The sequence below is a fragment of the Methylobacterium oryzisoli genome (assembly GCF_046557895.1).
Lineage (GTDB): Bacteria > Pseudomonadota > Alphaproteobacteria > Rhizobiales > Beijerinckiaceae > Methylobacterium > Methylobacterium oryzisoli.
Genome location: NZ_JBKIBX010000009.1, coordinates 85,426 through 105,588 on the forward strand (window position 1 = coordinate 85,426; position 20,163 = coordinate 105,588).

The 20,163-nt window shown below is 64.5% G+C and carries 14 protein-coding genes and 1 pseudogene; 9 read left to right on the top strand and 6 right to left on the bottom strand.

Going from position 1 to position 20,163, the window contains the following annotated elements:
• The first annotated feature begins 446 nt into the window (after positions 1–446).
• The 8 genes and pseudogenes from ACKUB9_RS11185 (at position 447) to ACKUB9_RS11220 (ending at position 8,670) form a co-directional block, all read left to right on the top strand.
• Positions 447–1,190, top strand: coding sequence for a Crp/Fnr family transcriptional regulator (locus ACKUB9_RS11185; RefSeq protein WP_407521833.1), 744 nt, complete (start codon positions 447–449; stop codon positions 1,188–1,190).
• The gene (locus tag ACKUB9_RS11190; RefSeq protein ID WP_407521835.1) at positions 1,187–1,435 is read left to right on the top strand and encodes a hypothetical protein; all 249 of its coding nucleotides are present in this window, start codon (positions 1,187–1,189) and stop codon (positions 1,433–1,435) included. Before ACKUB9_RS11185 ends, ACKUB9_RS11190 begins: the two co-directional genes overlap by 4 nt.
• Positions 1,436–1,914: 479 nt before the next feature.
• Positions 1,915–2,133 (top strand): DUF6894 family protein, encoded by a 219-nt coding sequence (locus ACKUB9_RS11195; protein WP_407521837.1) that lies wholly within the window; start codon positions 1,915–1,917, stop codon positions 2,131–2,133.
• A gap of 1,476 nt (positions 2,134–3,609) precedes the next feature.
• Positions 3,610–4,056, top strand: coding sequence for a helix-turn-helix domain-containing protein (locus ACKUB9_RS11200; protein WP_407521839.1), 447 nt, complete (start codon positions 3,610–3,612; stop codon positions 4,054–4,056).
• Positions 4,057–4,445: 389 nt separating this feature from the next.
• On the top strand, positions 4,446–4,862 hold the full coding sequence (locus ACKUB9_RS11205) for a Ros/MucR family transcriptional regulator (RefSeq protein WP_407521841.1): 417 nt from the start codon (positions 4,446–4,448) through the stop codon (positions 4,860–4,862).
• 1,190 nt (positions 4,863–6,052) lie between these two features.
• Positions 6,053–6,118, top strand: a pseudogene (locus ACKUB9_RS11210) (BA14K family protein); the annotation flags it as partial.
• 528 nt (positions 6,119–6,646) lie between these two features.
• Positions 6,647–7,015, top strand: a complete 369-nt coding sequence (locus ACKUB9_RS11215; protein WP_407521843.1) for a hypothetical protein — start codon at positions 6,647–6,649, stop codon at positions 7,013–7,015.
• 1,223 nt (positions 7,016–8,238) lie between these two features.
• The gene (locus ACKUB9_RS11220) at positions 8,239–8,670 is read left to right on the top strand and encodes a hypothetical protein (protein WP_407521846.1); all 432 of its coding nucleotides are present in this window, start codon (positions 8,239–8,241) and stop codon (positions 8,668–8,670) included.
• A gap of 737 nt (positions 8,671–9,407) precedes the next feature.
• Here the strand turns inward: ACKUB9_RS11220 and ACKUB9_RS11225 are convergent.
• The 5 genes from ACKUB9_RS11225 to ACKUB9_RS11245 all read right to left on the bottom strand — a co-directional run bounded on the left by ACKUB9_RS11225 (position 9,408) and on the right by ACKUB9_RS11245 (position 12,084).
• Positions 9,408–9,815: a hypothetical protein gene (locus ACKUB9_RS11225; protein ID WP_407521848.1), complete on the bottom strand. Its 408-nt coding sequence runs from the start codon at positions 9,813–9,815 to the stop codon at positions 9,408–9,410.
• Positions 9,790–10,365 (bottom strand): hypothetical protein, encoded by a 576-nt coding sequence (locus ACKUB9_RS11230; protein ID WP_407521850.1) that lies wholly within the window; start codon positions 10,363–10,365, stop codon positions 9,790–9,792. The genes ACKUB9_RS11225 and ACKUB9_RS11230 overlap by 26 nt, the downstream gene beginning before the upstream one ends.
• Positions 10,366–10,504: 139 nt before the next feature.
• Complete coding sequence (locus tag ACKUB9_RS11235) at positions 10,505–10,648, bottom strand: hypothetical protein (protein ID WP_407521853.1); 144 nt, start codon at positions 10,646–10,648, stop codon at positions 10,505–10,507.
• Positions 10,626–11,507: a phage tail tip lysozyme gene (locus tag ACKUB9_RS11240; protein ID WP_407521855.1), complete on the bottom strand. Its 882-nt coding sequence runs from the start codon at positions 11,505–11,507 to the stop codon at positions 10,626–10,628. The genes ACKUB9_RS11235 and ACKUB9_RS11240 overlap by 23 nt, the downstream gene beginning before the upstream one ends.
• A gap of 208 nt (positions 11,508–11,715) precedes the next feature.
• A complete protein-coding gene (locus ACKUB9_RS11245) occupies positions 11,716–12,084 on the bottom strand; it encodes a hypothetical protein (RefSeq protein ID WP_407521858.1) in 369 nt (122 codons plus the stop codon).
• A gap of 219 nt (positions 12,085–12,303) precedes the next feature.
• Between ACKUB9_RS11245 and ACKUB9_RS11250 the strand changes: the two genes are divergently transcribed.
• Positions 12,304–12,576, top strand: coding sequence for a hypothetical protein (locus tag ACKUB9_RS11250; protein WP_407521860.1), 273 nt, complete (start codon positions 12,304–12,306; stop codon positions 12,574–12,576).
• Here ACKUB9_RS11250 and gpJ read toward each other — a convergent pair.
• A complete protein-coding gene (gene gpJ / locus ACKUB9_RS11255; protein ID WP_407521862.1) occupies positions 12,539–20,161 on the bottom strand; it encodes a TipJ family phage tail tip protein in 7,623 nt (2,540 codons plus the stop codon). The genes ACKUB9_RS11250 and gpJ overlap by 38 nt on opposite strands.
• Positions 20,162–20,163: the final 2 nt, after the last annotated feature.

Below are 20,163 nucleotides of genomic sequence, written 5' to 3' on the forward strand. Positions count from 1 at the left end.
TGCGCCATGCCCAGCCCGGGCCGGCCGCCGCATTCACTCAAGGAAATTTCAGGAGTGAAGGCGGCCCGGCCTGGAGGGGGCGTGCTGCCGGGCCGCCTGTGTGACACTGGCCGAGTGAGCGGCAGGGCCGGCATGACCACTTGGCATCTGGCATCGTGGGCTTACTCGACAAGTCCGCAGCAGAACGCCCGGCGGAGGGTTAGGACCTTGCCGGGCGTCTGGTCACAAGAGAGAAACCGAACGTCATGGTGCACGGGTTCAACAGGCCTGAGGAGCCCCTGTTCCCATCGCTCTGGGCTACAGAGCGGAGGAACTCGCATGGGCATCTAAGGTCAGCGACTGAGCTTCACTCATGAGGTAGGATGCCCGCATCATCAGCTAGACCGACCCAGGCGCTGATGGCCGGGAGAGCCGCGTGCTTCCGCCTGCAAGTAAGGCGGGCTCGCATGATCCCTCCGTCATCCTCACCGCTGCATCCACTCATTCGCAAGCTGGAGAGCATCGCCACCCTCACAGACGACGAGAAGCAGGCGGTCACCAGCCTGCCAGCCCGGTCGAGAACGCTGGAACCCCGCCAGGAGATTGTACGGGACGGTGACCGGCCATCCCAGTGCTGCCTCTTGGTGGAGGGCTGGCTGTACCGCAGCAAGACGCTGGGTGACGGCAAGCGGCAGATCCTCGCCCTGCATGTTCCTGGCGACATGCCCGACCTGCATAGCCTGCATCTGCCGGTCCTAGATCACACCCTGGCCACCCTGACCCGAGCGATCGTCGCGTTCATACCGCACGAGAATATGCACGAGCTGGTGACGGCTCACCCTGGCATCGCCGCGGCGCTCTGGCGTGACACGCTGATCGACGCGGCGATCTTCCGGGAGTGGATCACCGGGCTCGGTCGTCGCGACGCGAGGGCGCGCATCGCGCATCTGTTCTGCGAGATGTACGTCAAGCTGCACGCAGTCGGCCTCGCAGCGGATCAGTGCTGCGAATTTCCGCTCACGCAGGCTGAGATGAGCGACGCACTCGGGCTCTCGACCGTGCACGTCAACCGTACCGTGCAGGAACTGCGGGCCGAGCAGCTGATTAGCTGGTCAGGTCGTTCTCTGCAGATCCTGGACTGGACCGGGTTGGTGGCAGCAGGCGAGTTCGACCCCACCTACCTGCACGTGCAGAAGCGAGCCGCGTCATGAACCTGCATCTTCAGCCTGCGCGGGTCGCCACATACGGCCGGGACGGTGAGCAGGGTCTGCTGGTCTGGGCGGATCGCAGGCTTGTGGCGGTGCTGGTGCACCTCTCGGCTGAGTACGGCGACGATGCGGCCCAGTGGCATCTTGAGGCCGCGTTCGGGCGCGTAGCTCATCCGAGTACAAACATCTTTGCTAATCTCGATGAGGCGCAAGCCTGGATCGAGGACCAGCTGAGGCCGGCGGCCTGAGATCGGGTGCTGAAGGCGGGATGAAGCGCAACCCTCGCCGTGCCTAGGGCGCGCAGGCCGGGAGATCCCGCCGCCTACGGTCAGCCAATACACCGAAAGAGTATGCAGAAGGCTCTCGCATGCGTGCTACGTTGATCAAGTAGATCAATAATTGATGCCGCCTGGTAATGAATCATAGTTTCGTCTAATTTTGGATCTGCTGATAAGCATGGAGTATCACATTTACAGGATTATCGTGGCGAATTGCTCTCCGAGAACATCGTCGGAATTTTAGACGTGCATTTTGAAGCCAATTACGCTAAATGATTTTGCAAGAGCCTTTGTATGATTTTTCTGACATGTTGTCGAACCTCTATCAGCTCGGTCGGCAGAGCAGGATTGCTGATTGGGCCGGGGTGTGCGCCCAGAATTAACATGACGCTTCATCCTCAAGTTGAGACGAACATATGCACCACTAAACCGGCCCCCTGGGAGGCGGCATGCCACAACGCTTCTACTTCGACCTGACCGATGGCCTAACGATCACTCCCGATGACGAGGGCGTTGAGGCTGGTGATCTGCGTCTAGCTCTCATGTACGCCGAGGAGGCCATCCATGAGATGCGATTAAACGGCGAGCTGTGTCGCATCGATACCAATTGGCGGTTCGAGATTCGCACACACAGCGGAGACATCTTGGCGACGCTGCCAATCTCGTGACACTTAGCCTCGAGCTTGTACAACGCAGCCGCGTTCCCAAGCCGCCCAAGATTGTTGCGTCGCACATCTCTTATATAAGCTGTAAGCTACGCTATTAACGAGGGTCATTTTTATTTTTACAAATTTCTAAGAATTGCCTGCCGATGTCGCCCACAAATGCTAAACTTCTGATGTTGTTGTTGCTGTTTTTTTTGGCAGTGCAGCATGCGAATGCTGCGGTGCATAGAGGGTGCCAGTTGAAAATTGGGTACCTACCCGAGGCGCATTCCCTTCGACCGCCGATAAAGGAACCGCCTGATTGGGATCCAGCCTAACAGCCATGGCCCCTCGCGGGCGAGACGAGCCCATGGAGTGGGATCATCCCCTGTCGAAACAGTGCCCCTCCCGCGCGAGGGCGGAGGCTTCTCTGTTTCGCGTACGGGCAGCTTCATCCGCCGACCGGGGAGTGTGACACCTGGCCCGTGCTACCACTCCTGTCTTGCTCTTTGTGGGGGAAGCGCCCCGCGGGCCGTGCGAGGCTGCCCGTGTTCAGCGCATTGCCCGTCGTTAACGTGGAGCGACGGGTCGGGTGGCGGACCAATGCAGCGGCCACGTACTCGGCCCGTACAGCCACGCTCAACCCGAGAGAGCGACGGTCCGCGTGGCCCGCAGGATGCTCTAGGCAGATCGCTCAGCCCATGTGCCGCCGACTGCGAGACAATCTGGCTTGGTCTCACGTCAGAGGCAGGAGTCGAAAAACCCTATACCCTGCAAAGCACATCCAAGCCTCATCAGCCCTATAGATAAGCTCAAAGCGGCTGCAATTCCGCGGTCATTTCCTATGTTGCTTTGCAAAATGTCGTAGATCCAGGATACAAAATCAGCGTACGCCTCACGCTATGGAACAAGCGGTCGAGATTGTGCCCGCTTTCTTTAGGGGGAGAGAGCTTGCGGATCGAAAAGATGTTGCGGGCCCAGTCCGGTGGGCGTCTCGGGTTCGCTCGACCTAGCCGGCCCACCCTCCCAACCGTCGAGCTGGTCGCACAGCGTCGGACAGAGGACGTGTGGCAGCAGCAGGAGCGCCGCGGCCTGACCGCTCGCGAGTTGATCCGCATGGCCCAGATCGTGAGGCTGCGCGCGCCCACCACGGCCATGTGAGGATTTCTGGACCTGAGGTGGCCGCATGTCCGACCCACTCACCCCCGGCGACCTCATGTGTGCCGGCCGTCTCTCGAATGACGACGCGAACGCAGCTGTCACGGCCTACCTCGCAGATCCGGAGCCGGGTCCACGCCTGAGCGCGAAAGGTGTTACCGTCGATGTCGCAGCCGCGTTGGCGGCATCGAGTGCTCCGCTCGGATCTTGGAAGAGGACGAGAGCGAGGCGGTGCGGCGCGCGGCAGTCAGGACGGCGATCCTGCTGCCGAGGGCAAGCCTGTCGGCCTGGCCTTACGTTTCACCTACTGAAGGCTGCGACGGCGAGGAGACAGCACAATCAATGACCGACCCGTACCACTTCGCCCGCCTGCTCATCGACCGGACTGTAGCGGCTTCGTTGACGTTCGACGAGCTGGCTGCCCGTACAGGTCTCAGCAGAGCGCGCATCGGCCAGCTCGCGCGCGGCGAGGCTCTGCCGGAAGGTGTCGAGATGACGAAGCTCCGGCAAGTGCTAACCACCCTACCACACCCGAGCGCTTCGACAGGTCCGAGCCTCGCGCAGCTCAACGCCGCGGCATCGCCCGGCGAGTGGCGCGCCTACGGCGATGACGGCGAGGGCGGCGTCGACATCGTACGAGGCGACGTGTCTGTGGCGCATTCCTATGCGGAAGGCGGGCTGCTGCCCTTGGTAGATCGACGGTTCGCTGCAGCGCTCGTGAACGCCTACCGAGCCGGTCTCCTGCGCGAGATCGATCCTCCGCTGCCTGAAGAGGAGCCTCGCTTCTGACACTCCGCTGGGTCCGCGCGTGGGATTTGGGCACACTCGACGGCTACGCGCCTCACACGGATCGAGTTAAGGGCGCGCAACCCAGCTCGGCCTCGACCACCGGCATCTCAGCGAGCCACGTCGTGTAGCGCGGCGTGCGCATCTCAAGTTTCACAGTGCGCGGCGCTATGCCGCCGCCTCTGCGGAATATAACGTGGCTCGGCCTGCAATTGAATTGAACGCAACCGACCGGCTCAAGAAACGCAGGTCGCCATCTGCTATCGATCCGTCGAGCATCTACGTAGTCACGTTACGATTTTCTTCAGTAGGCCCCGGTGCGAGGTTGACAGGTTCTGCGCCCAACGCTTAGGGGAGGCTCCGAGGCAAAATTCTTTCACTTGAGGTCGTCGGTGAGCAACGAAGATCATAATGAAATCAGCCACATCCCGTTGGTGGCCGATATCGTGTCGGCTTACGTCTCACACAATCATCTATCTGTGGGCGAACTGCCGGCGCTGATCCAGAGCGTTCACGACCAGCTCAGCAAGCTCGGTCGGCCAGCCGAACCGGAGGCCGAGCCGTTGGTGCCGCCGGTGCCGATCAAGAGGACGGTGACGCCAGACGCCATCATTAGCTTGGAGGACGGCAAGCCCTACAAGTCGCTCAAGCGCCACCTCTCGACGCGGGGCCTCAGCCCTGAGGAGTACCGTCGCAAGTGGGGCCTGCCACACGACTACCCGATGGTGGCTGCGAACTACGCCGCTCAGCGTTCCGAACTCGCCAGGACCATTGGCCTGGGCCGCAGTCGTCAGCAGCGCGCAGCGTAGCTCTTCGGCGCGCGGCGGCCGGTCTAAGAATTTATCAGTCCGGCCGCTGCAGGCTCATCGGGCGCCTCGTGCCGACTGGCAGTCGAGGCCCAGTTGATCGTCCTCCGCTGGGGCCGCGCGGGCGGGTAGCTGTACTTCGCTGGTTTTTTGAGGGAGCACTGCCTCGCGGCACGTGCGAGGCTGAAGGCGTCCCCGCGTTATAGGCTTCGATCGTGCCGAGCCGGGGGCCGCGTGTCGGATTCCACCCATGTGACACGCAGCCCATGCCGCAACTCCGGTTCTGCTCTTGTGGGGGAACCGCCCCACAGGCCGTGCGAGGCTGCGCGCGTTTCGTGCCAATTCATCCTTGGAGCGGAACAGCGGGCCGGGCGTCCGGCATCGCCAGCTCCCAAACCTGGCCCCGGCCCGCACCTCTACGTTCAACCTGAGTGAACGACGGCCCGCGCGATCTACACGATACACGGTGCATGGTGCTGCTCGTGTCCTCACTGCACATGCCAGGATACGGGAAGCCCATCTGTGGGCCGGGTATCGGATCCCACCCATGTGACACCCGGCCCGCACCTCTCTTCCGCCCGCAAAGGAACGCTGGCGCGGGATGTGCTCGGCCGGCGCCTAAAGAGGAAGTGAGCCAATGAGGAACGGTCAACTGCTCGCAGTTGGTGCCAGGTCCGCTCGGTTGTCACGGTGCGCCTCGAGCTTGGTCACCTCTGCAGCTCCTCACATCAAGTGAGCGATTGAGCTTCACTCATGTGGTAGGCTGACTGCATCATCAGCCAGACCGACACAGGCGCTGATGGCCGGGAGAGCCGCGCAAGCTGGAGAGCATCGCCACCCTCACGGACGACGAGAAGCAGGCGATCACCAGCCTGCCGACCCGCGCGAAAACAACGCCGCGGTCGGCGGCTTCCATCCTTCCGTTGGTGCATACCATGGGGCGGACTTTGCGGAAAACCGGGGCAACCCACCGCGGACGAGGTTACGGGTACGGAGCTGCCGGATTAGGTGCGGGCCTCGGGCTTGGACTGGCTGCAGGCAGTCTCGGCTACAGCTACGGCGGCTATGACTATGGCTACTACGGAGATGGCTACGTCCCTACCGGGTATGGCGGATCTGCTGAAGGTTACGCGCCGGCTGCGGCCGAGACCACATCAGATACCGATCAGGTGACCTATTGCACCTAGCGGTTCCGCTCCTACGACCCGGCTTCGGGCACTTGCCTCGGCTATGACGGGCAGATACATCCCTGCCCGTAAGACATTCTGCCTGGCCAAGATGTGAAAGTGCAGCCCGGCGGCTGCGATCGGCTTGCCGGGCGTCACGGTGTCAGGGGTGCGGGCGCGATTAATGAGCGTCCGTAAGATCAGCGATCCGGGGGCTCCTCGATCGTGCCAAGGTGATTGGAATAGAATTATAGTTCCACTTGCGATATAAGGCGGAAATTCTGCGGTCAAGATACCGGATTATCGTTGAATTACATCAACTGATCCCCATATCGATACTACGAGAACGTCACCCGCATAGAGTGGCAAGGTTGCGAAGCCGCAGTACCCAACCCTGCCTCAGACCCTTATTGGACGGGCTTTCAGGCCAGGGATGATGTTCAGTCCTAGATGCAAGGCAAGCAGTTCTGACAGTGCTCTGTCACTGCCTGCATACCGACATCGGCTCGAGTTTGCTACCCGGCGTCCTCCGCACCCAAGTCACCGAGAGCGGTCGAATTGCACATAGGGCAGGGTCGAACAGCATTTGACGAAGAGGCATACCGCAAACAGGAGATTACCATGACCCGATCACGCTTGACAGGCCTTGAACGCTACTGGTTCGACAAAGGTCAGGTCTTGGTAATACGCTACATATATGGCGATGTCATGGACTTGGATAAGGCGACCGCCCACCTGGCGGCTACGGCCACTGAGGATGCGAAGGCAAGTTCGGCCGAGTCGGAATCACTGCGACGGGTGGCTGCCCGCTTCTTCTCGGATGCAAGCGGGATCGTGCGGGCGGCGGACGACGAATCCGCGACAACACCGCTGGATCGTGTCGTTGCAGCTCGCCACAGCAAGGCTCTGCGCGGGCTCGCAGTCAGCTTCGAGCGTGCGGCCGTTGAAATCCAAGGAAACAAACTTGAGACGGAAACTGTTTTAAATTAGCCTACCTTCATTCAAGTGAATATTATTAACAATCGTCCAATTGGTTCATTAGCTTCATATCTCGGGTTTCATTTCACGCCGGATGCAATAATTTCAACGGCTTTTATCTTATACATGCCGTTTAGAATTCTCACCACGCTGTCTACCCGATGGTGATATAGATGATACTGCCGCCAAGGCCATGAGGAGGATGCCAGCGATGTCTCACGTCTTTTTTATCCGCATCAGGCGTAGCGTTCCTGAAGTCATTCACAGCCTTCATTTCGAAAATTCCGATGCACAAGCGGCTCTAGCCCTCGCCAGAAATCTTGTTGGAACGCGCTTCTGGCCCACAGCCGCGACGGTGCTCCGGATTACCGATGAGGGCGGACAAACGCTCTTCGATTGGATGGTCCCCCTCGAACATACTCAGCTGCCTCAAATTGCGGCAGTCTCGCTGCCGCTTCGTGATGATCTTGGCGCGGCGCCACGATCGTCCGGACCGGATACGAGCGGTGCTCAGGTTGGAAACCGTCCGTACGTAGCGCACCGGGACCACTCGGCAACCGGAACTCCACATCCTCCACATAATCACCGCTTCGCTGCAGGACAGCCAATCTCTTACGCTCCGGGAGGCACGGCAGCAGTGTGGCGTGGCGGGTACGAGATCACCGAACTCCTCACATCACCTGGTCAGGAGTCGCGATACCTGATTAGGGGCGCAGATGAGTCTTACAGCCGAGTTGCCGACGAGCACGAACTGCGAGAAGACTTAGGCTCTCGATCTCGAGGGCAATAAAATCTTGATCGATGGGAATCTTTTCAATTATTTCTTGAACAAACAACAGAGAGAATGATCATGAAAACTTTGCGCACCAACATACGCAATCGCGCGTCTGATCGATGGGATGACGATGGCGGCGCAGCCGCTCCGAGTTCCAGTCATCGGAGACCTTGGCTGAAGAAGCCGACTGCCCAGAAATCGGTCCGCGTTATGCCAGCCGAGAATGCTCCGAGCGGTTGGGTTCGCTCGGCAGACAAGCGGCGCACCTGGCGTCCTCGGCCTGCCACCTACCACGCCCTGCCCGTCGGGGCTGGGGAGGTGAGATGAGCTGCGGGGGTCCAGCTGGCCCCCTCCCGCACTTCAGAGAGCATGCAAGTTGTTTCGTGAGGGAGTGCCGCTCCGCCCTGCGGTTGGTATATGTACTAGAGACTTTCGTTCGCCTCAATGTGAGGGCGCCGTCGTGAAAAATCTACCTGCGCGAACAATCATTCTCGCAGCTTTCATGCAAATCAGCACCGCATTTGCTGCCGATTTGCCAAGTTACGAGATAGTTGCTATTCGTCAGTGGTCCAGGCAGGACGGCGCGGTGAGAAAAGACAATTTTCATGCTTGGAAGATCGACAGATTGAATGGAAGATTACTAAACTGCAGCGTATCTGTGGCCTCAGGTCAATCGGATCCTGAAATAGATGGCTCATGTACCTTATTTTCTGATACTCTCGAATTGAAGCAGTCGTCTTTCTCCATCGCTCCGTATGCGGGCGGCGCTCCGGTGTCCGATAATCAATCGGTTTGGAAGATAAATTTGGCCAACGGCCACACACAATTTTGCTACGGGATCAATTATTCATCTTTTCAATGTAAGAATATCGAGGACGTTTTGCAGAAGTGATTCCTTACTCATAGTAAGAAAATGGAAGATCACTCGAGGGACGCTTGCGGCGCTCGGCTTCTTGCGGGCCACCGCCGCGAGGCTACTCAGGCTCGTTTCGACGCGATGGAAGGCTGGTCGCATGCCGAGAGTAGGACTGCCATCCTCTTCAGGTAGTTGGACTGCCGTCAGGCCGGCGGAGCTCTCCTTCCCACCACGCTGCGATGCAGACTGGGGGTGCGGCGGCACTCGACGGCGTCCGCGGGCGCGGCATCATCGCTGCCGGATAGGGTGGCAGAGTGTCGTCATCACTCCAGCGTCCGCGGCGGATGTACCGACGCGATCCGACAAGCGGCGCCGAGGCAAGCCCCCAGTGGTCTGGCGCAAGTTTGTCTCCAGAGACGGACTCCGGTCCAGTTCGATCAAAGCCGGCAAGCACAGCATCGACGGATACCAGCTCGGCCTTGCAGCCGGTAAGGCAGCGCAAGCTGGATGCATTCTCGAGGGCGCAAGCACGGAGCGCCGAGAGCGGCAGGCCGCTGGTGCTCGGGCGGCAACGGTGGGCGGGCTGTGGCTTGATGAGACTTGAGACGAAAATGCCCGCCACGGCTGAACCGAGCGGGCAGAAAGGGCCTCTTTTGCACCTCATGGAGGCAGCCGGAGCAGACCACACTTACGAGAGCAGCACCATCCAGGAACGTTAAGGTGCCCGCCGCGGCGGGGCCGGGCGGGCTTCGGGCGCGCGTCGGGGCGCCAAGTCAGCGGTGATCCCGGCGAGATCCGCGGTGCGAGCCGTGATGCACCGGCCGGCTGGGCTCGCCCTCGAGCTCGTCGAGCCGCTCGGTCAGCCGGGCCAGCACACTGGTCAGCTGGTTGTTGTGCCGCGCCTTGTCGGACTCGGTGTCCTCGCGAATGGCGGAGGCCAGATCCTTGATCGCGTCAGTCAGATCCTGCATCGCGAGCGAGTCGAGGACCGCCGTGCCGGTCGTAGCCACCACTTGGCGGGCCGTCTCGTCCTGCAGCTTCTCCGCCCGCCTCGCCTCCAGCCGGTAGTCGAGCAGCGTCTTGATGAACCCATTCAGCGGGACGAGGGCGCCGGCGATCGCCGCGGTGAGCGCGATCGCGATGGCCGGCCAGCTCTCAAGGGAAACGCCCGGGTCTGCCAACGCCCCGCCTCCTCTCACGCAAACCGAAGGTGTCCTCGGCCGCCATGTCTGACGCCGCGCGGCCGGAGGAGTGGAGTTCGGCAAGGGCCAGCACGCCGTAGACGGCGATGCCGGTAGAGGGGGGCGGGTAGGCGGCCGCGAAGCCGACGGCCAGCGCCAGCCAGAACGCGAACCCGGCGAGGCAGCCGATCGTGCGCACCAGCGACGTCTCCCGGCCGCGCCGGCCATTGATCCACAGCGCGAGCAGCCGGCAGGCGCCGGCCGCGACCGCGATGGCGCCGGCCCCGCGCTCGTTCACGAAGGTCGCGATGACCCGCCACTGCGGGCCGACGAAGGTCGGCTCGGGCCAGAGCAGCACGAGGCCGAACGTCACCATGATGAGCGACAGCCAGACCTCGGCCCAGCGGGTCTGCCCGTAGCGCACGGCCCGACGAATGCGCTCGTTGATGATCGGATCGGGGTCGTATTGGATCATGGCGCGCGCGTGCCACGGGGCCACGTAGGCGAGCCAGCGGCGCCTGGCGCTCGGGCGCGCGGTGGGGGTCCGCATCGGTACCTCCCGGACGGCGATAAGGGTCTGTCCATGCACGTCTGGCGTCCGTGGGTTCAGCCCCGGGACGCTCCTCATCTCGGTGTTGCGGGATCAGGCCCCGGGCGGCGTGCCCGCGCTGGTCGGGCCCACCGGAGGGCTACTCGCCGGCGTACGCCCGCCGGATCCGCTCGTAGTTGATGCGGGCTGTGTCGAGCGCGATCCCACGCTCCTCGGCGCACACGCGCAGCTTCGCCGCGTAGATCCGGGCGTCCTGCCCCTTAGCGGGGCGTGCGCACGCCATCACGGCGGGGATCACGTCCGCCGCCTGCGGGAGCTCCCGGCGGACGGCCTGGAACGCGGTGCTGTTGCAGGCCGTCAAGGCGCTCGACGTAGTGCCCGAGGCTGACCCCGCGCGCGCTCGGCACGTGGTCGGTCTGGAAGGCGGCGATCGCGCCCGCCGTGAGGCCGCCCCAGTCCCCGTCCGGCTTGCCGACCGTGACGTAGCCGAGCTCGCGCAGCCGCAGCTGGATCCCCTTGATCTCGTAGGCCGACAGGCTCTCCTCGGGCCACGTCTCGGCCGGCGCCGGCGGCTCGGCGTCCGCCGCGGCGAGGAGGCCGACCGGCCGCCCCTGCGCCGCCTCCTGCTCCTTGAGGTGCGCGACGTGCAGCCGCTTGACCTCCAGCGTCCACTGGTAGCGGCTCGGGTAGTGCTTGATGCCCGCGCCCTCGTAGGAGAGCTCGAAGGCGACGACCTTGTCGTAGAGGGTCTTCGCCTTGGCCAGCCGGGTCAGCGAGCCCTTGTAGGGCCCGCGCAGCTCGACGAGGATGTAGCCGAGGTTCGCCTCGTAGCTGTCGGGATGCAGCCCCTTGGTCTTGCACCACGCCTCGAACAGCCCGCGGCGGCCGCCCTTGCCGTAGCCGGTCCACTGCGGGAATCCCCGGCCGCCCTTGGATCCGGGCACGATCGGCTTCTTCTCCTGGAGCGCCTGGAAGCCCATGCACTCGTGCGCGAAGTTGCCCACCATCGCGTAGACGTCGATCCAGGCGGTCGCGTCCTTGCGCTTGGCGAAGGCGAGGCCGGCAAACAGGTCGTTGCACAGGCGCACCGCCGTCTGCCGAAAAATCGGCGACTGCATCGGGTTGGTCTTGGTCTTGGCCATGATGGATCCGGGGTGAGCGCCATCGGCGGCCGGCCACGGGGGGCCGTCCTCGATCGCGCAAGCGGGGGCCGCCAGGAGCGGCCGGTGGTTCGGAGGGGGGCGCGTCAGCGCCAGCGGGCGGCCCAGCCGATCAGGCGGGCCAGGATCAGGGGCGCCAGGGCGCACAGGATCGACGCGCCCGTGGGCGCGGCGAGCTCGATCAGAGACATCAGGCGTCGACAGTCAGCGACGCGCTCAACCCGAGTTCGTCCAGCACGGCCATGACGCCGGCCTCGTCGGCGGCGTCGATCCGCACGTTGGTCTGCATGCGGGCAAGCTCCAGCTGCGCGCTCTGCGCCGCCATTTGCACGATGACCTGGGCCATCTGCTCGGGGGTGATGCCTCGGATCTGGGCCTCGCCCGAGATCAGGTCGGACGCCTGGCCCGCCAGCACCGCGCGGGCCTCCTGCAGCTTGAGGACGTACATGGCCCGCAAGGTCGGCTGGGTGCCGTCGCTCTCGGCGATGCCGACGAAGTGGCGCTGCACGAGCGCCTTGGCGGCCTCGCGGAGGCCGTCGAGCGGGTGTTCGTGGATCACAGGACGCTGACCTTCAGCTCGATTTCGATGGCCCGGTACGGCCAGGGCTCGGCGGTGATCCGGTAGGTGCCGGGCACGCGGAAGCCGATCAGCGCGTCGCCGCGCGCGAGATGCGGCTGCTCGCCCTTGAGCGGCCCGGTGAACCTACCGCTTCCACGTCAACAACGACCTCGGCGGCCAGGGTGTCGGTTGTTCCATCTTCGTCACGGAGTTCTCGCGATGAGCGATATCGGAGCCACCGTCGAGCCCCCGCTCAGCACCTACACCCCCGTGGAGGAGAATGCGCCTCCCGCGGGCCCCCCGCCGGAGAACCCGGAACCGCAGGGGCCGAGCCTGCCGGTCCCGGTCCCGGCGGACGAGGAGCCGTCCACGCCCCCGGGTCCGCGCGAGCCGACCTACACCGAGAACCCGGCCTACTTCCTCAGCACCCAGCACTGCGTCCGCTACGACTTCATCACCGGGCGGATCCTGCCTCCATCACCTGCCGGGTGAAGCCGACCGTCGCCGTGTAGATGTAGGAGCCCTGCACGTACTGCGACTTGGTGTGGAAGATGGTGGCAATGATGACCGGCCCGCCACCGCGACCCAGATCCTCTTGGAACAGGTGCATCCGGCCCCCGCCTCCGACCTCGACGATGGGCACGCCGTTGGTCCCGGCCGAGTAGCCCTGCACCAGCAGGGGCGTGCCGCTCTCGCGGACGTAGATGTCCACGAAGGTGCCCTGGCCGCCCGTGGAGGAGTAGACCACCTGGGTCACGGCCTGCTGGTAGATGTGGCCGTTGACGATGAGCTTGCCGGTGGTGATCTCGTTCGTGGTAATGGCGTTGGCGACGATCGAGTGCGCGCCGAGCGAGCGCGTCCAGACCGCGCCACCGTGGTAACCACCACCGTTGAAGATCTGGGTGCCCCAGGGATCCCACAGCACGAGGCCGTAGGCCTGGGAGCGTTCGCCCGTGGCGAAGTCGCCGATGTAGCCGAACATCGCCCGGAGGTTGTCGTTGTCATCCCGAATGTACATCCGGCGGTAGATCGATCCGCCGCCGTAGGCCTCCAAGACGAAGCGATGGTTGCCGAGCATGATGTTCCCGGCCGTGATGGTGCCGGCTCCGATTTTATCGGCCGTGACTTGTCCTGCTCCAATCTTTTCGGCCGTGATCTGCCCGGCGCCGATGTGACCCGCGTTGATCTGGCCCGCAGCGATGCGCGAAGCGGTAATCGACCCGGCGGTGATCTTGTCGCCGTCGAGGATCGTGCCGCCGTAGGTCACGACGAGACCCGTTGAGCCCCCGGTGAAGGTCGCGAAGATCACCCTGTCGGCGTGGTTGAGATACATGGTCCAACCACCGTTGGTGTCGTTGTAGGCGTCGAGGTAGCCCGCCCCCTTCCACCACCCGATGCTGACCCATCCGCCCCACCCGACGCTGCCGGCCGCGATGTAGGTGGCCGCCGGGTTGCCATTGTCGTCGGTCCACAGGACGTGGCCGTCCGACCACGACACCGTGTTGTTGTTGCGGTTGACCTGAAAATCGCAGCCACGCACCACCAACCCGCGCGAGTTCACGGTGACGTGCTTGGACTGGACCGCGTTCACCGCGAGCTTGTCTGCCGTGATGTTGCCGGCCGCGATGTGCTCGGCCCAGATCTGCCCGGCCACGACGTGGCCTGCGCTGATCGAACGCCCGGCGATCTTGTCGCCCGTGATCGTAGAGCCGGCGATCTTGTCCGCCGTGATCGACCCCGCGATGATCCGGTCGGCATGCAGGCTGTTCGTGGCGAGAGAGCCGCCGTCGATGACCGTGGCCGCCTGTCGCGACCATGGGGTCCACTGCGTCTGGTTCGGGCTGGCGCTCCCGAGGTAGATGCCGCTCCACATGCTGTAGGGCTGGGCGATCCCCTTGAAGGTCGTGCGGAAGATCACCCGCACGTAGAAGGCAGTGGCGGGTGCCTGTCCCTTCACGACCAGGCGCGGCCAGTTGTTCATCGTCGTGGCGCGACCGACCTGCTGATCGTCGCTGACGTTGGAGAAGAAGAGGCCGACTTCCTGCTCCGCGGCATTCAAGAACTGGATCAGAACCTGGGCTTTGCAGCGGTGTGTGCTGACGTAGGACGAGGCCTCGTAATACTGCCCCGCCGCGGCGGGATAGCTGAAAGCCCAACTGTCCTGGGTGCGGCGTCGCATCTGCCAGTCAGCGACGACCCCGTTGCCGGGCGTATCCGGCCGGTAGAGCATGACGTCGTTGAGACCGACCGGCGCCCAGTCCGCGTTCCACTGAAGCGTGGGGGCGATGTTGTCGGACCACCACGAGCCGGTGACCCCGATGATGTTCGCCTGGAAGTCACTGTTTGCGAACTGGTTGGTGGTGGCGAGGCCGACCCCGAGCTTGTCGGCGGTGATCGCGCCTGCGGCCAGTTGGTTCACGCCGATCGCGCCTGCGGAGATCTGGCCCGCGGTGATCGAGTTCGCCACGAGGCGGTCGGCCGCGATGGAGCCAGCGGTGATCTTGTCGCCGTGGATGGAGTTGGCGACGACGCGCCCGCCGTCGATGATCGTGTTGCCGTGCTTGATGTCGAGGCCGCTGCCGTCCCAGGCGACGAGGCACATCCAATTCGCTCCGGCCTCCTGGGCGTAGTTGAGGTTGTTGCTCCAGGTGATACCGGTGGCGCCCTTGCTCCAATTCAGAGAGCCCCAGGTCGAGCTGGCATTGTCGATATAGCCCGCCGCAACATTCACGCCTTGGGTCACCCCGGCGTCATCGGGGTAGTAGATCCAGCCCTGATCCCACTGGAGGCGGTTGATCGCCCGTTCGTAGCGGAAGTTGAACCCGGCGGTCTGGATCGACCGCGAGGCCATCGTCAGCTTGTTGGCGGTGATCGAGTTCGCCGCGATCTCGCGCGCGCCGATGCTGCCCGCCACGATGCGGTCGGCGTTGAGCGAGTTCGAGATGATGCCGGTGCCGTCGATGGTCGTGAGGCCCGGCGCCACGTAGGGGCTGGTCTCGGTGGCGCCCACGTAGGTGGCCGCCATCATGAAGCCGGAGACGAACAGGTAAGGGTCGGCCGCCGTGGCGTCGATGCCCATGAAGTAGACGTAGGCGCGCACCGCCCCGGCGGGGGCCTTAACGATCAGTTTGACGCTAGGGTAGGTCGCGGGCGACCCCCCGGCGCCGCCGCCGGCCCCGTTCGCAAGAGATGCAATGTAGGTGCCCTTGTAGACCCCAGTCCCGTCCACGAAGTCGACGTAGATCTGCGCGCGGCAGCGGTGATTCGAGATGAACGCCGAAAACTCGTAAGTAACGCCTTCGGTAACGGTGTAGCCGTCCACGGCACCGCCGGCGGCATTGATGGGGGTGTTGTAGAACCCCCACTGCTTCGTGCCGGGGTTGCCGCGGTGGAGCACCCCGATAGCCTTGAAGCCGGACGGCGCCCAGGTCTGGTCGATGTAGGGCTGCTGGAGGGTGGTTGCGGACACAGTGGTGTTGCCGACGTAAAGGCTCCACCCGCGCATGCCCTGCGAGAAGTCGGGGTTGTAGGCGAGGTTGGCGCTGGCGATCGCGAGCTTGCTCGCGGTGACGCTGTTCGCCGCGAGCTTGTCGGCTATGATGGCGCCGTCCACGATCATCTGCGCCGAGGCGGCACGGCGGGCCTGAACCTTGCCCCAGAAGCAGCAGAGCGTGTTGTCCTGGGCCGTGCGCTCGTTCTGGAGCCACAGGCGGAATTTCTGCGTCCCGGGCGGCAGCTTGACCCGCCCTTCGATGCGGACCCAGGTGCTCTTGACGTCGGTGAACGCTGCATAGATCAGGCTGTTGGTCGGGGTGTTGTTGCCGGCACCATCGACCGAGTGCACGAGAAGGTTGGCCCGGCTCGCATGCTGCTGGTGCACCATCGCCGAGACGTAGATGATCTCGTCCTCCTGGCCCGAGATCCAGTTGGTCATCGCCTGATCGCGGAAGTTAGACCGAAAGCAGAAGTATCCTCCGACATCGGTACTGACGCCGCTGTTCTCGACATACGAGTAGGCACCCGCGGCCGTTGCGGTCCACCCGTCCGCGTTGCCCGAGCTGAAGTCGCCGTTCATCACCATGTTGGAGATGTCGGCGAGCGTGATCTTGCTGGCCGTGATCGCGCCCGCGAACACCTTGTCGGTGGTGACCGCGCCGGCCTCCAGCTTCGGCGTCGAGACCGCCCCGTCCGTGATCTGGGTCCTGGTGATCTGGCCGGTCAGCTTCGCCGCGCTCAGCCCGGCGATCTGCGCGTCGGTGAGCTGGCCGATCAGCTTGGTGGCCGTCAACCCGGCGACCTGGGCGTCGGTGAGCTGGCCCGTGAGCTGGTCGACGCGCAGGCTCGCGATCTGCGCGGCCGTGATCGTGCCGGTGATGTCGCCCGCCTTCACCGTGCCGACCGAGGACGTGTAGGCGCCCGCGACCGGATCCCAGCGATAGAGCAGGCCGTTGGTGGAGAGGGTGACGTATTCTGCCACCTTCGTGGTCGGCAGGGTGTCGACCGTGAGGTTCTTGGCGATGTTCGCGGCGAACTTCGTCGCGTCGATGACGCCGTTGGCGATCTGCTCCTTCTGGATCTGGAGCGTCTGCGCGGTCTGCGGGCCGACGTAGTCGCCCACCGTGCCCGAGCTGTTGACCGGGCGCACCCAGTAGCGGCGCACGCCGGCCGCGCGCAGACCCTGGTCGAAGTAGCTGGCGAGCGGGACCGGGACCTTGTCGAGCAAGGTGGCCTGGGCCACGCTCGCGGTCTCGCCGCCGGCCCACACCTCGACGTAGGCGAGATCGTTGTTCGAGGGGTTGACCCAGTCGAGCGCGGCGCTGTCGACCGCGCCCGTGGCCGTGAAGCCCGTGATGGCGCCCGGCTTCGTGGTGTTCTTGGCCGCGATGATCGTCTGGATCACGGACCAGCCGGACCAAGCGAAGCGCGTGTCGTTCACCGCGCGCACGCGCACCGAGTAGGAGACGCCCGGCTTGAGGCCGCGCCAGACCGACCGCTCGGCGTCGAGGAACTGCCGCTGCCCCCACGTCGAGAGCGGCGAGAGAAGATCACCTTCGAGGATCTCGGCCTCGTAGAAGCCGAAGTTGTCGCTCGTGACGGGATTCCACCCCGCCTCGATCTCCGAGGTGCTGACCCCGGTGGCCGACGTCACCAGCTTCGTGGTCAGCACTACCCCGGTCGGAATATCGGGCGCCGTGGTGTCGACCGGGAACAGCTGCGTGCGGATCGATTGCTCCGCGGAGATGTTCAGCTCCGCGGGGTTCTTCCCGAACAGATCGTAGGGCGCCACCCGGATGTAGTAGGTCGTGTCCGGCTCGGCCGGCACGAGCAGGAAGCTGCCGATCGCGTCGTGCGTGGGAGGCGTGGTGAGCGGGTTGAACCCGGCATCCTTCGACACCCAGGCGAGGAAGCCGGCATAGTCCGGGTCGTTCGGCCGCGAGAACTCGATGCCGATGCTCAGGGAGGTGTAGATCAGGGTCGGGAGGACGGCCGCGGGCGGCGGGTTTGTGACCACGAGCGCGGCCGGCACGCCCTCGCGGCCGATCGCGTCGCGGGCCGCGACGGTGATCCGGAAGGAGCGGCGCGGGCCGCCCTCGTTCACGTTCTCGTCGTAGTCGTAGGTGGCCTGGGCGGCCTCCAGTACCTCCTGATGCAGCAGCACGTCGGTGCCGACATCGAAGACCCGGAAGACGTAGTCCACGTCGTAGGGCGTCACGCCCTCGGGCCACGCCAGCGTCCACTCGACCGTGCACGAGCGGCCGTGGAAGGTGGTCCCGCCGCCCTTCACCTGCAGGTTCTCGATGGTCGGGCCGGCCTGGGCCTCCCACCCCTCCAGGGTGAAGTCGTAGATCACCGGCTCGGACAGGCGGCCGTTCAGCCCCTCGGTCTGAATCACGAACTGCCAGTCGCCGGAGGGCGCGTCGAGGAATTCGACCGAGAGCGACTGCGTCCGCGGCAGGCTGACCAGCGTGCCGTTCGGTTTCAGCGCGGTCACGTAGTAGGCGAGCGAATTGAACGGCTGACCCGCCGTCCACGACAGCAGGATCGCCTGCCGCGGCTGGTTCAGCTCGAAGTAGGTCGAGGGCCGCGCCGACACGTTCTTGGGCGGCAGCACGAGGTTCGGGAATTCGCTGATGGGCGACTCGACGAAGGTCGCCCCGTCGTCCACGGCGGCGTACTTGCTGGGCTCGTGCTCCAGCGCCACGACCTCGTAGATGTGCGGCTCGGTCTCCTTGATCGAGACGATCTTGAAGGTTTGGGGCAGTACGTCGCCCGAGATCTGCCAGACGGCGGCCGCGTCCGGCGCCACCGGCAGCGGGTTGGTCAGCGCCAGCTGCGCGCCATCGACCAAATGGTCGATCGCCCGCTCGACCACCGTGCCGTCCGGCAGGGTGACCGCCACGAAATACTGGACGCCGGCCTTGAGCGTGATCGTGCGGTCGAGCAACAGCTGGCTGGCGTTGGAGCCGCCCCGCAGGCGGCCGCCCAGGTCGAGGTTCGAGACCTGCGGGTCCTGGATGGCGATCAGGTCGCCCGGCCGGCGCACCGCGTGATCGAGGCCGGCCCGGTAGGTGACCGTCTGGGTTTCGTACAGCTCGGTCAGCAGCGTCCAGAGGCCGTGCCGATACGCCTGCCCCCGGCTCGTGCAGCCGAGCAGATCGATTTTGGTCGGGTTGTAGCCGTAGCGCGCGACGCCGCGCGGATCCTCGACGACCTCGATCTCCTGCTTGAACAGATTGCTCGGGTCGTTCCAGCTGACGATCGCTACCGTGTGGCGCGCGCGCCGGGCCGAGGAGGCGTAGGAGAACTCCCCGTCGATCACGTTGGCGGGCGTCAGCAGCGCCTTGACGTCGGCCGGGCGGTCCTGGGTCGCCGTGACCGTGCCGCTCGACCAGTAGGCCATGCCGCGGAAGATCTGGGCGATCTGCTGGAGCAGCTCGAACGCCTCGTCCTGCTGGTAGAGCGAGCCGTTGAACGTGAAGCGGGGCTCCTGGCCGCCCTTGCCGTCCGAGACCGGCACGTCGCAGTAGCGGCCGATCTCGTAGAGCGACCATTTGTCGATCGCCGCCACGTCGATGTGCTGGCCCAGCCCGAAGCGGTCGTTCTCCAGCAGCAGGTGGAAGGCCCACGCGGGATTGTCGCTCCATGCCTCCTTGAAGGTCCCGTCCCAGATCCCCGTATAGGTGCGCGTGGCGGGGTCGTAGTTCGACGGCACCGGCATCAGGATGCCGTCGATCAGGTAGGTGCGCGCCGGCACGCTCGACCCGAAGTTCGCCGCGTCGGCCTTGAGCCCCGCGAGCGCGCTGTGCGGATAGGTGAACTTCTCGTCCTGAAGCGCGGTCAGCGAGAAGAAGACGATGTCCGACTGGCTCGTCCACTTGTCCTGGCTGTTGTTGAACGGGTCGGTGTCCGGGGTGATCCGGGTGACCCGCACCTGCCAGGGGGACGACGTGCCCACCGGGTTGCGCGGCAGGTTGATCTCGAACGTGTCGAAGGCCGGGCTGGTGTTCTTGCCCGTGATCTGGATGTCGCCGAGTTCGTTGACCCACGGCCCGCCCGAGTACCGCACCTCGATGCGGAACTGGACGACGTTCTCGCGCACGCTGCCATCGCTCTTGGCGAGGAATAGCGCCGGGTATTCGATGATGACCCGCGCGCGATCGGCGCCCTCGTCCGAGATGCTGGCGGTGACCGGGACCGCCTGCCGGACCGTGGTGCCGATGTCCTGGGAGGTTTCGACGCCAGGGAACCCCGGCATGTAGGGCTGGTCGGGCGAGCCGTTGCGGAAGTCGACCTCGATGCCCTTGAAGTTGAGGCTGCCGTCCGCGTTCATGACCGGCACGTCGTTGAGGTAGACCCCCTTGAGTCCCCCCACGACGCCCTTGATCTCGCCCTCGCCGAGCAAGTCCACGATGCGGATCGTGGCGTTCGAGAACAGGGTGTCGGGCGCGCTGGATGCCGACTTGCCCCCGCCCTTGCCGCCGCCGCTCGACTTGGCGCCGCGGATCGGTCCGGCCGTGTCGAGGCGTGCGTCGTCGCCCGGCTCCGCGGCCGGGTCGCGTCGATCGAAGCTGTCCATGA